The organism is Rheinheimera maricola, assembly GCF_016918075.2.
Taxonomy (GTDB): Bacteria; Pseudomonadota; Gammaproteobacteria; order Enterobacterales; family Alteromonadaceae; genus Alishewanella; species Alishewanella maricola_A.
In genome coordinates, this window is record NZ_JAERPS020000008.1 from 1 (window position 1) to 19,237 (window position 19,237).

The window sequence follows — 19,237 nt, forward strand, 5'->3', positions numbered from 1 at the left end:
GATTAAATTGTTTAACCGCTGCTTAAATGAACAAAAGCCGTTTTTATCTAACCACGGCTTTACGGCTATTATACTCAGCAACCATCTGCTGCATTTGCGCTTCGTCGTATGGCATCAGGTTACTTAGTATCATACGTTTCTCACCTTTACCGATTTGCTCTCCCCGCTCTGTTAAAGAGAACTCCAGTAATGCATTACCACGCTTGCCATCAACCAATAAAGACGAGTTCGTCAGGCTTAAGCCAACTTCCTGCTGCGGAAGGCGGGTAAAACTCAATGCCATGCTCTCATAGATAACCAATGGCCGGGTCGGATTAATCATTACCTGGTGCTGTTGCATCAGGGGTTGCAATATATGTGGAAAGTTCTGGCCGGAAAACTTCACATAATCACGGATTAAGGGTTCGATTACCGCAAGATCATGCTGACAAGCCCCGCTATGTTGCAACGACAGATATACCTTCCCCTGACTATCACAAATGGAAATAAGGTTATCCTGCTCTTTGCATTGCAGCAAAACGTCAGCCGCAACCATACCGGCAAACTGACAACTCAGTTGCTCCGTAACGCCATAACGGGTAAGTAAGTAGGAAAACAGTAAATCGCCGGGAACACAAAAGCGCTTCGCGTCTTCGTCATGGATCGGATTGAAATCTGTCGCCACCTGTTTGGCAAACTCACATGCCTGTTTGCGGCTGAAACTAAAACCTTCGTCGCTTTGGTTAACGTACTTTTCTAACAACATCGATCGTTGACTCTCTTTCTGTATAAGCCGGTCATTCTACCCAAATTTACAGCAGCAATGGTCCAGCCAGTAAAAAATTACTTATCAAAGCAAAAATATGCTTGCTTTATGTACACCAGCAAACTACTGTATATACATACACTGTACAAATAAACATGCAGAGAGTGATATGTACCATCGTTTACCCAGCGCCCAATACAAGCGTTTAACCAAAACCACATATAGCGATAGCAGCTTACTAAAAATACATTCTGTGGCCGATAGCAATACGGTTGCTTCTGATGACTCGCACCACAGCTTGTTGCAGCTTATTCAGCAGCATCAACACCAGCAAGGTTGGATCCTACTGATAGCCCCCACTTATATACCTGATAAAGAGTGGGCAGAACACTATCAATTGTCATTACACAATGTTTTGGTCGTTCACCAAAAGCAAATCAGCGATCTGGGTGCAACAATTAAACAAGCATTGAATTCCGCCAGCTGTAAGGTTGTTATTAACTTTGCCAGCCAGTTAGATGCTCTACAATTGGACGCTTGTCGTAAATTGGCAGTAGGCAATAACACCTGGTTTTATCAATGTGAACAGATCCAGCAGCCACAAGTGGCACATTAACCAGCTTCTATGCTCAGACGACAAAGCTAACAACTTAAGTTAAAATGACGGTTTTATACTGGTAAAGTAAGTTTCAACATGCGATGTTATTGCGGTTCAGCACAAGCGTTTGAGTTTTGCTGCCAACCTTTTTTAGCCGGGATGGCCAACGCAGACAGTTGCGAACAATTGATGAGATCACGCTACAGCGCATACTGCCTGCATGATGTTGATTATATATACCGTACCTATCATACGTCCTGTCGTGCTGACAACCCCAAACCGACTTTGGCTGCTTTTGCTGAAAATAGTCATTTCATCTCACTTAAAGTGCTGTCTTGTGAGCAAAGCAGTCAACAAGGCTATGTCAGTTTCAATGTCCGCTACATACAGCAGAATGTGCTGTATGAGTTTACTGAACGCTCAAGATTTGTGTTTGAAGATGCTTGGTATTATGTTGATGGTGTTATGACAGATAAGACGCCGGTTAAATTGCAACGCAACATTCTCTGTCCCTGTAACAGCGGGAAGAAGTTTAAACAGTGCCATCGGCACAGACTTTCCGGCAATTAATCTCATCGTACTAAGCCGCATTAATCTCATGTAGTTGTTGCAGCACTTCATAGAGACCTGCAGGGTTAGTATCAGGTCGCTCTGGTGTCGATTGCTGCAAACGCCTGCGACTATGTAGGCTCAAGTTTTGCCATACTTCAGTGGCTAGTCTGCTTTTATCGTCAAATTGTGTTAACGGCGGCTGTTTCAAATAACTTGTTAGCTTTAGTTGCGCTAATCCCCCCAGCTGCAACGCAACACTGTGTTGCTGCATTAAATCAATATCAGTTTCTGTTTGGCAAAAAGCCCTGGCTTGTGGCACATCGAACTGTCGCCGTATGTTTTTCTCTGTACCTTCTGTAAATGCTTCAGGCGTATAGAACTCCGCAGCTTCATCAACTGCAGGGGTTAGCCAGGCAAGATACATAGCGAAGTCTGCCCGCTGCGAACTTTGCAGCGCTCGGTTTAACTTGCCATTAAGTTGCCATTCGTTGATAACCATTGTCATTCTTCTATTTATTCTTCAGCAAAAACGTTCTTCTGTTTGAATTATCGGCAGTCAGACAAAAAAGTTTAGTAAATGGCTTTACATCAAAAGTCAGTTTGATAATATGCCGCTCACTCGTGGAGGGGTTCCCGAGTGGCCAAAGGGATCAGACTGTAAATCTGCCGGCACTGCCTTCGAAGGTTCGAATCCTTCCCCCTCCACCATTTCTTACATCTCCTTCATTCAACACCTTTTATCAAATCTGATTGTAGTGATGTATTATCAGTATTTATCTTGCTAATCCTTTGGTTATTTCCGACACTGATTTAAGTTTACGACTAATTTACGTGGTGCTAATGGATAACAAGACGCTAGAAAATCAACGAGTACTGATCGTTGATGATCAACGCGCATTTCAATTGATATTCAAAGGTGTGTTGTACTCTTTAGGCGCAACAAATGTCGCTTTTGCTCCAACAGGTGAACAGGCACTGGCAAAGTGCGCTAACATAAATTTCGATATTTTGTTCGTAGATTATCATTTAGGCATTGGGAAAAATGGTAAGCAACTGTTAGAAGATCTGCGCGAAAAAAAGCTGTTGGCACCACACAGTATTTTTATGTTAGTTACCGGAGAAAATAGCGTCCCCATGGTAATGAGTGCGGTAGAGCTGGAGCCGGATGATTACCTGGTAAAACCTTTTTCACAGAGTGTGTTACGAAGCCGAATACAGCGAATACAACGTAAGAAATTACAGTTGGCAGAGTTGTATCAAGCATTGTTTGATGACCAACCTGAATTAGTTGTCAATTTGTGCCAACAAGAAATAAGTAAAGACAGTCGATACCAACAATTTTGTAAACGTGTTTTGGTTGAAAATCTCTTAGCCTTAAAACGTTACGATGAAGCTGAACAAGTGTTGGACGCTTCGTTAGCACTGCATCGCAGTGGCTGGGCGTTGTTGTTACAAGCTAGATGCTGCTTCGAGCAAAAAAATTATAACGAAAGCCTCGTATTGTGCCAGGAAGCCATAGAGCAAAACCGATATTTTGCCGAAGCTTATGACATTCAGGCACAAAACTACCGGGCCATAGGCGAGCATGACCTGGCATATAGTAGTATTTTGGCTGCGGCTGAAATTGCCCCGTTTAGCATGCCTAGGCAGTATCTGGTTATAGACATAGCTCGCGAGATTGATAATGTTTCACAGCAAGTACAAGCCAGCAAACAACTATACGAAATAACTCGTCGCTCAATTAAACAAGATGTTGTGCACTTACTTAATTATATTCGTACAACAATCGATGCTGCAGTAAAAGAGACAGACCCCTCACAACGCAACCGCTACCAGCAGGAAGCCTCTTTAGCGATACAGCGTGTTAGACGTGACGAGAGTATGATCCGTGAAATAGACTTTAATTTGTTTGAAGCTATATGTCAGGCCCGCTTAGAATCTCTTGGCGGCGCGCAGTACCAGGCTAAAAAAACCTTTGCCGCTGTTGCAAGTCAACTACCTGAACAGCATCAAATAATGCCTGATGCAATATTTTTGTTGAACCAGATTGGTGAGTTTGAGCAAGCCAATGCGATGAGTAAATTAGTGCCAGCAGATTTGATGAAGAATCAACTGCTGAACACTTTGTTTAGTGACCAGCAGAACTTTATCGATCAGAAGCGACAGCAATTTGGTGAGTTGAACAAAGCTGGAATAAAAAGTTACAAGCAAGGCGACTATGCCGCTGCAGTAATACAATTTGAATCGGCTCTTGAGCTTGCCCCAATGAACACTGGTAGTGCACTTAACTTGATCCAAGCTTCCATTCAATTACTCAATAGCCAGAAAAAAAATAGATCCAGAGAACTGTTTGAGCGCTGTAAAAAAACGTTTCGTATCGTTGATAACATGCCGCTACCAGATAATCATCGTGTGCGTTATAATGACCTACTGCAACAATTTGATGTTTTACGCGACGAGTTTCGTCGATAAACCTACTATAAATCAGTGCTTAAATGTTGCGCCAGTTCAAATGCTAACGTACTGGCTCCTATACGCATGCACTCTCGGCTGGCTACCCTACCCGTAACATCCTCGAATATTTGCAGCAACGCCAACGCCTGTTCTATGGTGCGTACACCACCTGATGCTTTAAAACCAACATTGCGTTCGGATGCTGCGATTACAGTCAACATAATACGTGCCGCTTCTTCTGTTATGCCAACAGCTGTCTTACCTGTTGACGATTTGACAAAGTTTGCCCCACCGTCAATGACAAGCTCTGTCGCTTTAGCAACTTGTTGTGCTGTAACCAGCTCTCCGGATTCAATAATAACTTTCAGGCAGACTCCCGCACTCACCTGACGCACATCATAAAGAAAACTTTTCACGTAACCATTTTCACCGCGCAACAATGCTTTATAAGGTAAAACACAATCAATCTCTGTCGCCCCAGCATAAATCGCCTGTTGAATTTGTTCACAAACCAAGTCCGTAGGTAGATCACCTGATGGAAAGTTCACTACTGTTGCTATTGCGGCATTAACCTGGGGTTGTGGCCAGCTTAACAGCAATGGTAAATACTGTGGATAAACACAAAATGCTGCAACATCTAATTGTGGCAAAGTGCTGAGCCAATGCTGAAAAGCTGGTGTATTGTCATCATCTTGGAGTCGGGTAATATCGAGTATACTTGCCAGTTGATTTAAGCGTTGTAGATTAGTCATAACTCAGAGTCCAGTAGCCTGGTAGCCTGCATGGCTGACCGGTGTTTATTGTACTTATTCGCATTGCGAGGAGCTTAAACTAACTGGCGACTAAAAAGCAAAAATCACTACAGAAAAATAATTGTAATATTTTTGAATTTATCAGTATTGGTGTACTCATAGTAAGAGTAGTTGTGAAGTGACACCATTTCTCTCCGATGTCCTAGTTTATACGCCGGCCTAAAGCCGGCGTCTTTTTATATCGTCATCCAATATTGATTTTGTTTCAACCACTCAATTGCTAGACGACGTTGGGGACAGTATTGTTCGACTAATCGCCAAAACTCCCTTGAATGATTTAAATGTTTAAGGTGAGCTAGTTCATGAATTACTACATAATCGGCAACCCAGGCCGGCCCCATTAGTAATCTCCAATTAAAACCAACCTCTGCATCAGACTTACAATATCCCCATTTAGTCTTCCAATTACCGACAACCATAACTCCAGGATACAGATTCATAAGCTGTTGCCAGTAACTAACACGCTCAACAAACCAAATGTGCGCTTGTTGTTGATACCATTTACGCGCCAGCTCAGCAGCTTTTTTTGTCATATCGTCAGCTTTGCATTTATTGGATACCCATAAATAGATCTGGTTACCAGACATCTCAACCCACTGACGTTTGCCTGACAAGATACTAACCATTAATGTGTCACCTAAATACGGCAGTTGCTGCAACATTAGCCAATCAGGCGCAATTTGGCTTTTATTATGCTGCAAATGTTTAAGTACCCAGGACTGCTTACTCACAACCAGCGCTTCGACATCCAAAAGACTGCACCCTAATGGTGCTCGCACCGACAGTTGCCCTTGTTTGACTTGCAACGCAATACTTCGTCTTTTGGCACTGAAATAGACGCAGTAATTAAAATGCTCCGCTTTTACAACTACAGCTGGCAATATCGACTCCGCAACCACAGGAATTAAACACCGTTAACAGAATGCTATTGTGCCATAACAGTGGTTAAAGTGTTATGATCCCGTCACTTAGCCGCTTTAAATCAGCTTAAAGGTCTGTAACATAATGAAAATTATTTCTTTTAATATTAATGGTATAAGAGCTAGATTACATCAGTTACAAGCTCTAATTGACAAACATCAGCCTGATATTATTGGCTTACAGGAAATAAAAGTGCACGACGATGAGTTTCCACTAACCGATGTGCTTGCAATGGGATATCACGTCTATCATTTCGGCCAGAAAGGTCACTACGGCGTTGCCATTTTAAGTAAACAGCCAGCAAGCAAGATGCAGTACGGTTTTCCAACTGATGATGCTGATGCTCAACGAAGAATGCTGATAGGCAGTTTTGTTATGTCTGACGGGTCGCCGCTAACGGTTCTTAACGGCTATTTCCCACAAGGCGAAAATCGCAGCCATCCGGTTAAGTTTCCTGCTAAAACCAAATTCTATGCTGATTTGCAACAATATCTTATTAATCATCACTCGCCTGAAGAGAATTTGGCGCTGATTGGCGACATCAATATATCGCCATTGGATGTTGATATTGGTATTGGCGATGCTAATGCTAAGCGTTGGCTCCGTGAGGGTAAAACGTCTTTTCTGCCAGAGGAAAGAGCGTGGTTACAGCAGCTGAAAGACTGGGGGTTAGTTGACACATTCAGACAGCTGCACCCGGAAGAAGTGGCTAAATATAGTTGGTTTGATTACCGCTCTAAAGGATTTGATGACAATCGCGGCCTGCGGATTGATGTGGTCATGGCAACGTCAGCATTAGCAAATCGCTGTGTCGAAAGCAGTATAGATTACGAGCTACGTGGTATTGAAAAGCCATCAGACCATGCTCCTGTATGGTCTGTGTTTAAGTGAATGATGAATGGCAATAGCCCGGCGCTATAGCCATTGCTTGACAAACGTTTTATCTAATTGCTGGTAGGCTTGTTGTAACACTAAGGCCAAATCTTTATATCTATCAGGTTGTTGTGCAGGAGCAACAGCCAAACCTTGTTGCTGCATTTTCTGGCGGATCTGTTTACACCAACTTGCGATCGTGGGAGGTAAAGGTGTAGCAGATCGCATTCCAAGCCAATACCAGCCTTGTAACGGAATACTAATCAAAAACAGCATCATCGCCAATATTTGTGGCATGTGTGCCAAACCAAAGTAATCTAACTGAATTGCGGCACAAACTAGAGAAAGCAACGGCAGATATCGCCAGGCTAACTTCGTCATCAAAATAATTTTATTTTCAGCAAACAAACTATTCAATTCAGCAGTTGCTGGCCATTGCTTGCTGTACTCACGACCAGCTATTAAGGTTTTATAAAGTGGATACAGCATTAATACCCCCAACTTCTTATCGTAACCACCAAACATTAGCATAGATATTGTGCCTTTACCTTAGTCTATTAGCGTTAATCCGGCATATTGCTCTGTATCGAAAAGCACTTTAACAAAGCCGCTGCAGCCCTTTTACAAGCCGTTGGCTGTCGAACGACATACACATGACTGTTCGCAACAACGAAAACGTCAAAAACTTGTACCTTTGACACCGCTTTAGTCTAAAGATGGGCTAACAAAAAATGTGCCAATATACATACCCATTTAAATACAAAAGCTTACACTTGTTAAACATTGTTACACACAAAGTTATCCACAAAAACTGTGGACAACATAAACCCATATATCACTACCCAACAGTGCTCGTTGTCAGGTAATTTACCAATAGTAATTACGGTTTCATCTATATTTCATCGCAAATGAACCAAATTGTCATATTTACTACTGTAAAGCTGAGTAAATCCACCTTGCCAGATGAGGTTATTAATAAGATTATTACTTGAGTAATAGCACAAATTTACCGTAGCATAATACTCAACCTACACTTTTGGAATTAACGTCATTGTTAACTTGGCTGCCTCAACTTAGCGGTATTCATGGCTCTGTAATTAAAAGCCCTGTTACTGGCATGGTAATGCCGTTAACCGAACATCCAGATCTGCTATATAACTCAAATGTCTTAACGCTGGCTTTGTGTATAAAACTTCAACACGGTACACTCAAAGCTCCTTTTAGCGGCGTCTTCGACAGGCAGTTACTTGGTGGCCGCAGGCTTCGCTTCAAACACAATAGTGGCTTGGTAATACAGTTAGATATCCCACTTGACGCTGATATGACGAACGGTAAAAGTGTAAATCATCTTGTAAAGTCTGGCGCGACGATTCGCAGCGGCGAGTCTGTAATGTCTCTGGATATACGAGCATATGGCAATTGCCATGTTGTGCTAATGATACTGCCTCACCCAGCCATTACTCATGCATTTAGCGCCAGGCGACATGTCGAGGCTTTAAACGATGCTGCGTTAATTATTCAAACCGGAAATAAGCCAAAAACATGACAATAATCTACGGCATAAAAAACTGTGACACCATCAAAAAGGCCAAAAATTGGCTTGAACAACACCAATTACCCTATCAATTTGTTGACTATCGCAGCGATGGACTGACTGCAGTGCAGCTTACTCAATTTTCTGCGGCGTGCGGTTGGGAAAACCTACTCAACACTCGCGGTACAACCTATCGACAATTGCCCGATAGCGACAAAGCCAATATGACGGAACAAAAAGCTCTGGCACTTATGCTGGCGCAACCGGCAATGATAAAGCGCCCACTACTCTTTCACGATGGTAAATATATTCTGGGATTTCAACCTGGCAACTATCAGCAAATTTTTGGACAAAATGTATGAGCCTCGTAAGTGAAGTAATTGAGTTAGCTAAAGATCTGATTTCTCGCCCCTCTATCACACCTGAAGATGCAGGTTGCCAGCAATTAATGGCTCAACGCCTGTCTGCGGTAGGTTTTGATATAGAAGTGATGCAATTTGAAGATACACTGAATATGTGGGCCCGACGCGGTCACACCAAACCGTTGTTCTGTTTTGCTGGCCACACTGATGTAGTGCCAACCGGCCCGATGGAACAATGGCATACCCCGCCATTTGAACCGACAATTGTAGGCGATACACTATATGGCCGCGGTGCGGCCGATATGAAAGGCAGCCTTGCTGCCATGATGGTTGCCACTGAACGTTTTTTGCAGCGTTTCCCGACCCCCAAATTCGACTTAGCTTATCTTATCACCAGTGATGAGGAAGGCCCTTTTATCAACGGTACCAAAAGAGTTATCGAAACCCTGGAAGCACGAAACGAAAAAATTAACTGGTGTATTGTCGGCGAGCCCTCCAGCAGCCAAAAAGCCGGCGATGTGGTGAAAAATGGCAGGCGCGGCTCTTTAACCGGACATTTAACCGTAAAAGGTATTCAGGGGCATGTTGCCTACCCGCAGTTAGCTGATAACCCGGTGCACAATGCAGCGCCTGCACTTGCCGAGCTCGCAGCTGAACAATGGGATAACGGCAATGCTTACTTTCCGGCAACCAGCTTCCAAATTGCTAATATTCATGCTGGCACCGGGGCATCAAATGTGATTCCGGGTGAATTAAATGTCATGTTTAACTTCCGCTATAGCACACAAAGCACGGCCCAGCAGCTGCAGCAACGTGTTATAGCCCTGTTGGATAAACACGGCTTAACTTATGATTTAAAATGGACGTTAAACGGGCTACCGTTTCTGACCGACAGCGGCAGCTTGGTAGCGGCAACCGTAAAAGCAATTTATCAGGTACAGGGCTTTGAAACACGGCTGGAAACCACTGGCGGTACATCAGACGGTCGTTTTATCGCCCCGACAGGAGCGCAGGTAGTTGAGCTAGGCCCATGCAATGCCACCATTCATAAAATAAACGAATGTGTTTCAATCACTGATTTGGAACAACTGGCTAAAATGTATGAAACGGTTTTGGAACAACTTGAACAAAGCCTATGACCGCTATAAGTAGTGATATTCTGACCGGCCTGAGCGAACGTCACTTGCTGACGAGGCCGGACGGATTTATGCTGCATAAAGACGTGGAAACACCGTTCAATACATTATGCCTGGCAGCAGAGGCCGATGGCATCTGTATAAAAGTGGTGTCTGCTTTTCGTTCTTATCAACGTCAAGCCGCCATTTGGCAGGCAAAGTTAACTGGGCAACGCCCGGTATATACACGCAGCGGCGAACTTGTTGATATAAATTGCCTTACTGGGTGGAGAAAACTTGAAGCTGTACTATTGTACTCAGCGTTGCCAGGCGCCAGTCGCCACCATTGGGGTACAGAGTTAGACATCTATGATGCGGGCGCAGTAGCAGCAGATTATAAACCCCAACTTAACCCGGCAGAATACGCCCCTAACGGCCCTTTTTTCCGCTTACAGCAGTGGCTAAGTATCCACGCAGCTGAATTTGACTTCTTTCAACCATACCGCCAATTTCAAGGCGGGGTCGCTGTCGAGCCCTGGCATATAAGCTATCAACCGCTGGCCAGCCGCTATCTTGCAGCCTTTAATACTGACACACTTAAACAATGCATTGCACAGCATCCGCTTGCAGAGCAACAATTGGTGCTTGCGCATCTGGACAGCATATTTCAGCAATATGTTAAAAACATATGCAGTACAGAGCCATGAACTGGCCTCTGTTTTGGGCATTGACACTGGCGTTTGGCGTGGTGCTGGGAAATATTATGCTGTTAAAGCATGCGGCAAAATTAAAAATGCCCTCTGTGCCGAAACAACAAGAGGGCAATACCAGCAGGCAGAATAGTCCTACTCAGCAGAGCCCTCAGCGCGGTCAAACGCCGAATAGCCCTGAATAAAACGTTGCAGTTGATCACGTAAATTCGGTGGCGTGCCTTTAATCAACAGAGTGTCGCTGTGCGCATCATACTGTACCCTGTCGCCGAGTAGTTTTTGCTCAAAACTTAACGATAAGCCGGCGCCCTGCCCACTGAATTTTATCAATTTTTTCAATTCTTTAACTTCGACCGGAAATTGTTCTGCTACCTCAAGTTGCTGCTCCTGACAATAGCGCAAAAAGCCCTGTTGTTCTTGCTCATCAATCACGGCCGATAATTCGGTGAGCCGCACATCCTGGCCGGCTTTAGCTCGCTCTTCACAGTAGCTGAATACCTGCTTACGAGCGTCATTTTTCTCGTTGTTATCAAATTCTGCTGCAGTAAAATACTCTTCTACAGAAGCCAGAACCACTTTGCTGTTCACTTTAGCATCGGTTCCTTCTTCACAGCCAAGAAAATCAAGGAAAAAGTCCGCTACCTTGCGCCCGGCTCGGCCACGGATGAAACTGATGTACTTACCCTGCTCCGGCGAGCTTTGATATTCTGTTAAATCAATCCGCGCAGCCAGTTGCATGCGAGCAATGTCTAAATGACGTGATGTTGCCAGTTCCAGGTCCTCGGATAGTGAAAAATGATCTTTGCTGCCTAGTAGACAAAATAACAGGTAATCACTGGCCAAATAGCGATAATGACACACCAGTAAATATCCGCTTTCAGGTAGCTGGTGTGCCTGCAATTGTTGCTCCAATGCCGCAGTTGATGTATTTGCTAGCTCCAGAAAATCCGAAGTTTGTTTTTGCCAGTCGTGTAGTGCGGTCATCACTTGGGGATCTTTACCAGTATTAAAAGCGGCGTAGCCCTTAGCTGGTTTGCCGTTGTAGGCAAGATGTAACTGCTCAACCAAATGTGCTACGGCAGCAGTAGGTGCTACTAAAGATGGCCGATAGTGCGCTTTGCTCTGTGTCTGCTCGTCCAGTTCAAGGTAATTTATCGCCAACTGTTGTACATCTACTGACATAATTTTTCCTGTTTAAAATGAATTCTGTTACTATTCTACCTGTTTAAACCACATGACTTGCGGATAATTCATGCCAATTGTATCAAAGTATTCCACCGCGCAGATTGAAAAGCTGGTAAATCAATTACTGGACGTTTTACATACTGAAAAAGCCACTACAGAACTAAGTTTAATGTGTTTGGGTAACGCTATCAGCCATGTAGTTAACAGTAGCGTACCCGCTGCACAGCGCGAGGCCGTCGTTAGCCACTTTACTCAGGCACTAGCTGATGCCGTAAACGGCAAGGCTGGCTAAGCCATTATGGTGCAGGAAAATAATCTATCACTGGTAAAAAAGGTCAACCGTTTACTTAATTGGGGCCATTGGTTCAGCTTTTTCAATATATTGCTGGCTCTGATGGTAACATCCGTTTATTGGTTATCTGAGCCATTGCCTGTTTCGTTACTTGGTTGGCTTTATTTGCCATTAAACTGGATTGGCCACACTGCTTTTTTGTGTTTTATTTTTTTTATCCTCACTATTTTTCCTATCTCTCTGATCTTTCCCTATCAGCGTCATGTGCGTGGTATGGCAGCAATATTGGCCAGTAGCGCCCTCGTTGTGTTGATATTCGACGCTTATGTCTACGCTAACCTCGGATATCATATTGGTAGCGCCTCATTTGAACAGGCGATTGATTTATTGCGGCAGCAAATTGTAACTAATTTACGCAACTTTGTATTAATAGTGCTAACCGTAGGTGCGTTGCTTTTAGCTATAGAGCTGACGTTAAGTAATTATTGCTGGAAGAAGGTTGAGCGGTTAAAACAAGCTGGCATTACCGGTTTGTTGCTAAGTATCTTCATTGGTAGCTTTATGCTTAGTCATTTAGTTCACATCTATGCTGACGCCAACCTGAAGTACGACGTTACTAAACAAGATAATGTGTTACCGCTATCTTACCCTGCAACGGCAAAAACCTTTCTGGCACGCTACCAGTTTGTTGATTTAAACAGCCGGGCTCAGTTGCAACTGGATAAACTTAGCTTACCGGCTGCGTTAGATAATACCAACGCCTTGCAATGCCATAGCCCACAGCAAAGCGCAGCCACGGTCATTATTGTGTCTGAACCATTAGAGCAGCCGCAAACAATCCTAATGCAAGCTTTGGGGTTAAAGCAATTGGAACAACATTTTGCACCTGAAAATGCTAACGAAGCATTGCTGAATTTGCTGTACGGCAAATTTCGCACAAGTAGCAGTGATATGTTGACGCTGTTGGCACAGCCGCCCGGCTGGCTGGCTCAGTTACCCGAGGGTCTCGTCAGTATAGGTCGCACTGAAAACACGGCTGTATCCAGCTTGCCCTGGCTAACGGTTAACACTGCAGCGTCTTTTGCCATCGTATTCGATAATAACCCTGAACAACATCTGACACAGTACCGTCAGTATCCCAATATCGTACTACTTACTTTAAATGCCAGTCATAGCCAGTTTAGTCTAACACCAGTTGAAGCCTGGACTAACTGGCAAGTGCTGCGTCAATTACAACCGCATTTAGTCACGCAGCATCTTGATATGCTGCCAACATTATTGGCACAAGCTGGTTGTGAGTTTCATGCCAGTTGGCTTGGAGATAATCTGCAAAAGCCACGCAATTTGCCCAAATTGAACATTAGTGGTGAAGAAATGATCAGCTTTAAAAAAGATAAAATGCTGGTTTTACGTGCAGATGGCAGTTACGGGGTCTGGTCTGCAGGCACCTTGGTACCCTTGAACGAAAAACTTGATCTGCCAATGCTAACCGACGCGCTAAAACGTATAGAAAGTTTGGCCAACTAGTGTGTCGGGCCGGTTAGTTTTTTTGCTGGCCGGCCAGCTAATTCCAACTCAGCCAGGTGCAACATATTTGTTAGCGCTATCGGTGCTACCGGTTGAGAGAATCTCTCCAGATACGCTACGGCGGCTTCTTTTAACATCTGCTGGCATAACTGATCATAAACACTAAAGTTATCGTAAGCCAGTGGCTCGTTTAGCTCTGACAGCTTTAACTCACGCTGCCGACGCATAAACCAGTGCAGCAAAAACTCATATTGCTTAACATCAAGCCATTGCCTCCAGTCCATAACTTATCCCCTATGTTGGTCTGCTGCTTATATGCGTTAATTTATAATATAGATTAACTAAGGTCTGGCGAAACTTGCCAACCTTGTTGCTGCACCGCTGTTAAAAAACTCCAAGCCAAAATACGGCTGACTTTTTGCCCCTGACGCATTTCAATTATCTGGGTTTGAGCCACCCCAACACTTCGCAGCAGTTTTTGTAATACCGCAAGATGTTTTTGCTGCGATACTAAAGTGGTAAACCAACACACTTGCGTTTTAAACAACTGACTCTCTGTAATCATTTGGCTGATAAACGCCAGTTCACCACCGTTGCACCACAGCTCATGTTGTTGGCCAGCGAAATTACGCTGATGACCCTGGGTAGCTTTGCCCAGGTTAGCCCATTTTCGACTGCTGGCAGCTTCAGCCTCCGCTTGTGAGGCAAAAAACGGTGGGTTGCACATAGTTAGATGAAAACGCCGCTCTGGCATAATCACGCCGCTAAACATCGCGTTGTCGTACTGTTGCACAATACTTACATTAGCGCGCAGACCAGAGTTACTGGCAACAATTACCTTAGCTGATTTTACCGCCACCGGATCTGTTTCCGTGCCGCATACCTGCCAGCCATAACTTTGGCTGGCAATAATCGGGTAAATCACGTTAGCTCCGGTACCGACATCCAGCAGTGCTATCTGTTTGCCAAGCGGCACCACGCCAGCAAAGCCAGCTGCCAGCAAATCGGCCACATAATGAACATAGTCTGCACGCCCTGGCACTGGCGGGCATAAATAACCTGGCGGTAGTTGCCATAGCCTTACGTTGTAATAGCAGGCCAATAACGCCTGATTAAGCGTAAACACCGCATTATTGTCAGAAAAGTCTATTGTAGGTTCGCCCGAAGGATTGTTAAGAATAAATCCCTTCAGCGCCGGCAACACTTTAATTAGAGCCGTAAAATCGTAACGTCCCTGATGAATATTGCGTGGATGCAGTAATGGTTGTGCTGACACTGTAAGTACTAGCCTTTACAAATATTAATGTCGTTAAGTTTACCATGTCAGGGCTAATATAAAGCAGTACAACAAAAAAACCGCTACAATAGCGCCATTGAAACCGCCCGTATGGGCAAATTTATGGATGTCGCATGCTGGCTCTTGGAAAAATTAATCGATTAACTGTAAAAAAGCAGGTTAAGTTTGGCTTTTATCTTGATGGTTTAAGTTGGGGCGAGATATTGCTACCGAATAATGTTGCCCCAGCCGGGTTAGAGATTGGCCGGGAGCTGGACGTATTCCTCTATCTGGACTCTGAAGATCAGCTAATAGCAACCACTGAGCAGCCCAAAATTAAAGTTGGCGAAGTTGCTCAACTTCAGGTAATCGCCACCACAAAAGTGGGCGCTTTTGCAAATTGGGGTTTAAAGAAAGATCTGTTGGTGCCCTTTAGCGAACAACAAATCCCGTTAAAAGAAGGCCAAAAATATTTGCTGTACTGTTATGTTGATAATAGCAACCGCATTGTTGCATCCAGCAAACTAGACCGCCACTTACATAAAACCGATCCGGTGTACCATATTGGCGATAAAGTTGAGATCATCATCAGCGATCAAACCGATATTGGCTATAAAGCGGTAGTTAATCACCAACACTGGGGCGTGTTGTATAAGAACGAGGTATTTAAACCGCTACGCCGCGGTGACAAAATGCCAGCATTTATTGTAAAAGTACGTGATGATGGCAAGATTGACTTGCGTTTAAATGCCACGACCTACAAACAAGCACTGGAGTTGACTGAACAAGTACTTAAAAAGCTACAGCAAAATGGCGGTAAGCTGGCACTGACCGATAAAAGCTCGCCAGAATTGATTTACGCTAGCTTTGGTGTCAGTAAAAAAGCTTATAAACAGGCTATTGGCAGTCTTTATAAAGATAAAAAAATCGTTATTAGTGAACACGGTATTATGCTGGTGCCACAAAACTAGAAAAACAACGCCGGGTTTAGCCCGGCGTCTGCTGTTAGCACGAAAAAATCTTAAGTGCTGCGGTTATGTGGTTTTGCCAATACCATATGTACAGCGCTGGTCGCTCGCTCTCTAAATCCGCCTTCACAATAACAAAGATAAAACTGCCATAGACGGACAAAATTATCGTCGTAACCCAACTGATGAACTCTGTCACGGGCGTGCATAAAGTTGTCACACCAATCCTTTAATGTGCGGGCATAATCGAAGCCAATATCCTGCAAGTGTCGAACTACCAAATCTGTCTTTCGGCTCACGGCGTCAGTCATCCGACTGACCGACGGCAGACTACCTCCAGGAAACACATAGCGTTTGATAAAATCTACTTCACGCACATATTGGCTGTAGCGCTGATCGACAATAGTAATGGCTTGCAGCACCATTAAACCATCCGGCTTGAGCAGGCTGGCGCACTTAGCAAAATACGTATCCAAATACTCCTCACCCACGGCTTCAATCATCTCAATTGATACCAGCTTGTCGTATTGTCCATCCAGGTCGCGATAATCGTTTAACAGCAAGCTGATATTATCCTGTAAACCCAGCGCCTGAATACGTGCTTTGGCATAATCGTACTGTTGCTGTGAAATGGTGGTAGTGGTAACTCTACAACCATAATGCTGCGCTGCATAAATAGCCATGCTGCCCCAGCCGGTGCCAATTTCCAGCAAATGATCACTGGATTTGAGCTGTAATCGCTGGCAAATCAATTGCAATTTGTGTTGCTGCGCCACCGTAAGATCAGCCGTGTCGTCCGGGTATACCGCACTGGAATACATCATGCTGTCATCTAAAAACAAACGGTACATTTCATTACCCAAGTCGTAATGCGCTGCAATATTCTTTTTGGCTTGCGCTTTAGAATTACGATTACGCCAATTCAGAAGTTTCAGCAGTGGCCGGCCCAGGCGGGTAATAGCAGAATCCAGCTTGTCTAGAGTGGTTAAGTTAAGGGCAAAAATTCGCACCAAAGCGGTCAGATTGTCACAGCGCCACCAACCATAAATATAGGCTTCGCCGCCGCCAACGGAGCCTGCCATCACCATCTTTTGATAAAATGCCGGATCAACCACGGTAATCACAGTTTTCAGCGCTGCATGTTCATCGCCGAAGCGCAGACGTTGGTTGCCCTCTACCACGGTAATATCGCCGTGTTTCAATTGGCTGATAAAGTCCAGTGCGAACTTGCGGCATAAGCGCTCGAACCAGCTCAAATTGTCGAAAACTGAGGTTTCAATCAAACTCATTGTCATGCATTTGTATCCTTTGTCTTGGGATGGGCATGCACGGGAACACGTTTCAATAACAACTTCAGTGCATGCCAATATATACGCGCTATCACCTGTACGTTCTGCCATGGGTGGCGGATCAGCCAATGTTTTCGCCACGCAGGGCTAAGTTCATGTCGGGTTAAATGTATCCAGGCGCTGAAGATTTTTTTATCCTCCTGCGTATTCGCAATACTACAACGCAGGGTATTGTCAGGCGCAGTAATTTGCCAGTGATACTGCATGGTAATCGGATTAAATGGCGAAACGTGAAACGCTTTAGCATGCTGATAACGCTGTTGCTCAGCCACTATGGTCTGTAGGTAATAATGCCGCTCATTCCAGGGCGTATTGGACACTTCAGCCAATAAATAGCTAAATTTCTCTTGAGCGTCGTAACAGTAATAAAGTGTCAACGGACTAAAATATAACCCCCAGTTTGCCAGCGGTGTCAGTACAAAAACTCTGGTGGGTACTGTATGCCCTCCTAGCTCAGAAACCTTGTCACATACTGCGCGATACAGGTTGTCAGCGCCGGGCAAATAATCACGCCGCCGGTAACTTAAGGCACCAAAGCGCTCAAAGTTTACACCTTTTTCTGCCAATGCAACCTGGTGTAACTGGGTGCAATCTAGCCAATACTGTGCCAACGGGTAATTAAAACCATGCTCACGTGGGGTCAAGCGCAAATGGCCGACCTCCCCCTGATACACTGCATGGCCTGCAATCATCAGTATATAACTCCAAGCAAGGCGGCTACATCAACTGCACTTTTGGCACCATCTTCATGAAAACCGTTGTACCAATAAGCGCCGCAATAGTAAGTATGATTAACGCCATTAATTTTGCTGCGCTGTTGCTGTGCTGCCAGAGTGTAGTGGTTGTAGACCGGGTGAGCGTATTGATACACGCCAAGAATCTTAGCTGGATCTATCGCCTGGGTATTATTCAATGTCACGCAAAAAGTTACTGGTGCAGTGATCCCCTGTAACAAATTCATATTGTACGTAAGCGTAGCGCGCTGGTGAATATTGGCATCGAGGTTATAGTTCCATGCTGCCCAGGCTCGTTTTCGGTCTGGCAATAAACGCGTATCAGTGTGCAAAACCACATCATTCATTTGATAAGCAATACCGCCGAGCACCGCAGCCTCATCTTCAGATGCCGCATCCCCCAGCAGAGCCAGTGCCTGGTCGCTGTGACAGGCCAATACCAACTTATCGTATTGCTCTGCGCGGCCGTCGGCAAAACTTATCGTTACGCCGCTGGCATCGCGGTCTATCGCGGTAATGTGCTGCGCTAACTTAACCTTATCTGTGCCGAGCTTGGCTTGCAACGCTTCAACATAGCGTTTCGAACCGCCTTTTATTACCGACCACTGTGGCCGGTCACTGATATTGAGTAAACCATGATTGTTGAAAAAGCGTAGGAAAAAACGCAGTGGAAAAGCAGGCATCTCAGCCAAACCGGCAGACCAAATAGCCGCGCCCATAGGCAGTAAATAATTATCGCGAATAGCCGCGCCAAAATCATACTTTAGTAAAAAATCACCTAACGCCAAGTCCAAATCTGCGTGATCTTGCACAAGCAATTTCTTACCCAATTTGTTAAAACGCATAATTTCAAACAGCATAAACCAAAATGAAGGTCGTATCAGGTTGCGTCGCTGGGCAAATAAACTGGTAAGCGTGTTGCCATTGTACTCCAGGTTTTGCGCACTGTTTTTTACAGAAAAACTCATCTGGGTATGTTGAAATGCCACACCCAGTTCGGCAATTAAGCGGTTGAAAACCGGATAGGTCCAGTTGTTAAATACGATAAAACCAGTGTCTATAGCATAAGATTTACCCGCCACTTCAACATCGACAGTGGCAGTATGTCCGCCCAGATAATCATTTGCCTCTATCACAGTAACATCATGTTTTTGTTGCAACAAATACCATGACATCATGCCTGAAATACCACCACCTACTACTGCTATGCGCATACTACTCCTTCAACAC

General features: G+C 44.5%; 23 protein-coding genes and 1 tRNA gene. 13 read left to right on the forward strand and 11 right to left on the reverse strand.

The features are described from left to right. Positions 1 to 43 precede the first annotated feature (43 nt). The gene (locus tag I4W93_RS18315) at positions 44 to 745 is read right to left on the reverse strand and encodes a DUF3581 family protein (protein WP_205312901.1); all 702 of its coding nucleotides are present in this window, start codon (positions 743 to 745) and stop codon (positions 44 to 46) included. Positions 746 to 914: 169 nt separating this feature from the next. Here I4W93_RS18315 and I4W93_RS18320 point away from each other — a divergent pair, with 169 nt between their 5' ends. Next, entirely contained in the window at positions 915 to 1,361 is a 447-nt protein-coding gene (locus I4W93_RS18320; RefSeq protein ID WP_205312904.1) for a SulA-like leucine-rich domain-containing protein, read from the forward strand. Between the two features lie 171 nt (positions 1,362 to 1,532). Further along, positions 1,533 to 1,913 carry a YchJ family protein gene (locus I4W93_RS18325; RefSeq protein ID WP_224673547.1) on the forward strand — a complete coding sequence of 127 codons (381 nt, stop codon included), beginning with the start codon at positions 1,533 to 1,535 and terminating at the stop codon, positions 1,911 to 1,913. A 10-nt stretch (positions 1,914 to 1,923) separates the two neighbouring features. On the opposite strand, the gene I4W93_RS18330 is transcribed toward I4W93_RS18325, so the two are convergent. After that, positions 1,924 to 2,400: a VC2046/SO_2500 family protein gene (locus I4W93_RS18330; RefSeq protein ID WP_205312910.1), complete on the reverse strand. Its 477-nt coding sequence runs from the start codon at positions 2,398 to 2,400 to the stop codon at positions 1,924 to 1,926. A gap of 118 nt (positions 2,401 to 2,518) precedes the next feature. Between I4W93_RS18330 and I4W93_RS18335 the strand changes: the two genes are divergently transcribed. Beyond that, a tRNA-Tyr gene (locus I4W93_RS18335) sits at positions 2,519 to 2,603 on the forward strand. Between the two features lie 132 nt (positions 2,604 to 2,735). Then, on the forward strand, positions 2,736 to 4,367 hold the full coding sequence (locus I4W93_RS18340) for a response regulator (protein ID WP_205312919.1): 1,632 nt from the start codon (positions 2,736 to 2,738) through the stop codon (positions 4,365 to 4,367). A gap of 5 nt (positions 4,368 to 4,372) precedes the next feature. Here the strand turns inward: I4W93_RS18340 and deoC are convergent, their stop codons facing one another. Both deoC and I4W93_RS18350 read right to left on the reverse strand, forming a co-directional pair. Next, positions 4,373 to 5,101, reverse strand: coding sequence for a deoxyribose-phosphate aldolase (gene deoC, locus I4W93_RS18345; RefSeq protein ID WP_205312921.1), 729 nt, complete (start codon positions 5,099 to 5,101; stop codon positions 4,373 to 4,375). A gap of 236 nt (positions 5,102 to 5,337) precedes the next feature. Continuing rightward, positions 5,338 to 6,042: a M48 family metallopeptidase gene (locus I4W93_RS18350; RefSeq protein ID WP_205312924.1), complete on the reverse strand. Its 705-nt coding sequence runs from the start codon at positions 6,040 to 6,042 to the stop codon at positions 5,338 to 5,340. A gap of 124 nt (positions 6,043 to 6,166) precedes the next feature. Here I4W93_RS18350 and xthA point away from each other — a divergent pair, with 124 nt between their 5' ends. Continuing rightward, a complete protein-coding gene (gene xthA / locus I4W93_RS18355) occupies positions 6,167 to 6,973 on the forward strand; it encodes an exodeoxyribonuclease III (protein ID WP_205312926.1) in 807 nt (268 codons plus the stop codon). 24 nt (positions 6,974 to 6,997) lie between these two features. Here the strand turns inward: xthA and yfbV are convergent, their stop codons facing one another. Continuing rightward, positions 6,998 to 7,486, reverse strand: coding sequence for a terminus macrodomain insulation protein YfbV (gene yfbV, locus I4W93_RS18360; protein ID WP_306660305.1), 489 nt, complete (start codon positions 7,484 to 7,486; stop codon positions 6,998 to 7,000). A 520-nt stretch (positions 7,487 to 8,006) separates the two neighbouring features. On the opposite strand from yfbV, the gene I4W93_RS18365 reads away from it, so the two are divergent. From I4W93_RS18365 to I4W93_RS20570, 5 genes are read left to right on the forward strand one after another with little or no spacing between them, the layout of a single operon-like run. Further along, positions 8,007 to 8,501 carry a PTS glucose transporter subunit IIA gene (locus I4W93_RS18365; protein ID WP_224673558.1) on the forward strand — a complete coding sequence of 165 codons (495 nt, stop codon included), beginning with the start codon at positions 8,007 to 8,009 and terminating at the stop codon, positions 8,499 to 8,501. Beyond that, positions 8,498 to 8,851, forward strand: a complete 354-nt coding sequence (locus tag I4W93_RS18370) for an ArsC family reductase (RefSeq protein WP_205312931.1) — start codon at positions 8,498 to 8,500, stop codon at positions 8,849 to 8,851. The genes I4W93_RS18365 and I4W93_RS18370 overlap by 4 nt, the downstream gene beginning before the upstream one ends. Continuing rightward, positions 8,848 to 9,990 (forward strand): succinyl-diaminopimelate desuccinylase, encoded by a 1,143-nt coding sequence (dapE, locus tag I4W93_RS18375; RefSeq protein ID WP_205312938.1) that lies wholly within the window; start codon positions 8,848 to 8,850, stop codon positions 9,988 to 9,990. Before I4W93_RS18370 ends, dapE begins: the two co-directional genes overlap by 4 nt. Then, positions 9,987 to 10,673, forward strand: a complete 687-nt coding sequence (locus I4W93_RS18380; RefSeq protein ID WP_205312941.1) for a M15 family metallopeptidase — start codon at positions 9,987 to 9,989, stop codon at positions 10,671 to 10,673. Before dapE ends, I4W93_RS18380 begins: the two co-directional genes overlap by 4 nt. Positions 10,674 to 10,729: 56 nt before the next feature. Next, positions 10,730 to 10,861: a hypothetical protein gene (locus I4W93_RS20570; RefSeq protein ID WP_497848968.1), complete on the forward strand. Its 132-nt coding sequence runs from the start codon at positions 10,730 to 10,732 to the stop codon at positions 10,859 to 10,861. Here I4W93_RS20570 and yejK read toward each other — a convergent pair. Continuing rightward, positions 10,812 to 11,858, reverse strand: a complete 1,047-nt coding sequence (gene yejK / locus I4W93_RS18390; protein ID WP_205312945.1) for a nucleoid-associated protein YejK — start codon at positions 11,856 to 11,858, stop codon at positions 10,812 to 10,814. The genes I4W93_RS20570 and yejK overlap by 50 nt on opposite strands. 70 nt (positions 11,859 to 11,928) lie before the next feature. Between yejK and I4W93_RS18395 the strand changes: the two genes are divergently transcribed. Further along, complete coding sequence (locus tag I4W93_RS18395; protein WP_205312948.1) at positions 11,929 to 12,153, forward strand: YejL family protein; 225 nt, start codon at positions 11,929 to 11,931, stop codon at positions 12,151 to 12,153. Positions 12,154 to 12,159: 6 nt separating this feature from the next. Further along, the gene (locus I4W93_RS18400) at positions 12,160 to 13,680 is read left to right on the forward strand and encodes a DUF3413 domain-containing protein (RefSeq protein ID WP_205312950.1); all 1,521 of its coding nucleotides are present in this window, start codon (positions 12,160 to 12,162) and stop codon (positions 13,678 to 13,680) included. Here I4W93_RS18400 and I4W93_RS18405 read toward each other — a convergent pair. Both I4W93_RS18405 and rlmF read right to left on the reverse strand, forming a co-directional pair. Next, positions 13,677 to 13,964, reverse strand: a complete 288-nt coding sequence (locus I4W93_RS18405) for a hypothetical protein (protein ID WP_205312952.1) — start codon at positions 13,962 to 13,964, stop codon at positions 13,677 to 13,679. The two genes, I4W93_RS18400 and I4W93_RS18405, sit on opposite strands and share 4 nt — an antisense overlap. Before the next feature lie 53 nt (positions 13,965 to 14,017). Next, positions 14,018 to 14,956, reverse strand: coding sequence for a 23S rRNA (adenine(1618)-N(6))-methyltransferase RlmF (gene rlmF, locus I4W93_RS18410; protein WP_205312954.1), 939 nt, complete (start codon positions 14,954 to 14,956; stop codon positions 14,018 to 14,020). A 134-nt stretch (positions 14,957 to 15,090) separates the two neighbouring features. Between rlmF and I4W93_RS18415 the strand changes: the two genes are divergently transcribed. Continuing rightward, positions 15,091 to 15,927, forward strand: a complete 837-nt coding sequence (locus tag I4W93_RS18415) for a CvfB family protein (RefSeq protein WP_205312956.1) — start codon at positions 15,091 to 15,093, stop codon at positions 15,925 to 15,927. Positions 15,928 to 15,977: 50 nt separating this feature from the next. Here the strand turns inward: I4W93_RS18415 and I4W93_RS18420 are convergent, their stop codons facing one another. Genes I4W93_RS18420 through I4W93_RS18430 form a run of 3 tightly spaced genes read right to left on the reverse strand, consistent with a single transcriptional unit; the run spans position 15,978 to position 19,221 of the window. After that, positions 15,978 to 17,219, reverse strand: coding sequence for an SAM-dependent methyltransferase (locus I4W93_RS18420; protein WP_205312958.1), 1,242 nt, complete (start codon positions 17,217 to 17,219; stop codon positions 15,978 to 15,980). Next, positions 17,216 to 17,965, reverse strand: a complete 750-nt coding sequence (locus I4W93_RS18425; protein ID WP_205312961.1) for a DUF1365 domain-containing protein — start codon at positions 17,963 to 17,965, stop codon at positions 17,216 to 17,218. The genes I4W93_RS18420 and I4W93_RS18425 overlap by 4 nt, the downstream gene beginning before the upstream one ends. Beyond that, on the reverse strand, positions 17,965 to 19,221 hold the full coding sequence (locus I4W93_RS18430; RefSeq protein ID WP_205312963.1) for an NAD(P)/FAD-dependent oxidoreductase: 1,257 nt from the start codon (positions 19,219 to 19,221) through the stop codon (positions 17,965 to 17,967). The genes I4W93_RS18425 and I4W93_RS18430 overlap by 1 nt, the downstream gene beginning before the upstream one ends. Positions 19,222 to 19,237: the final 16 nt, after the last annotated feature.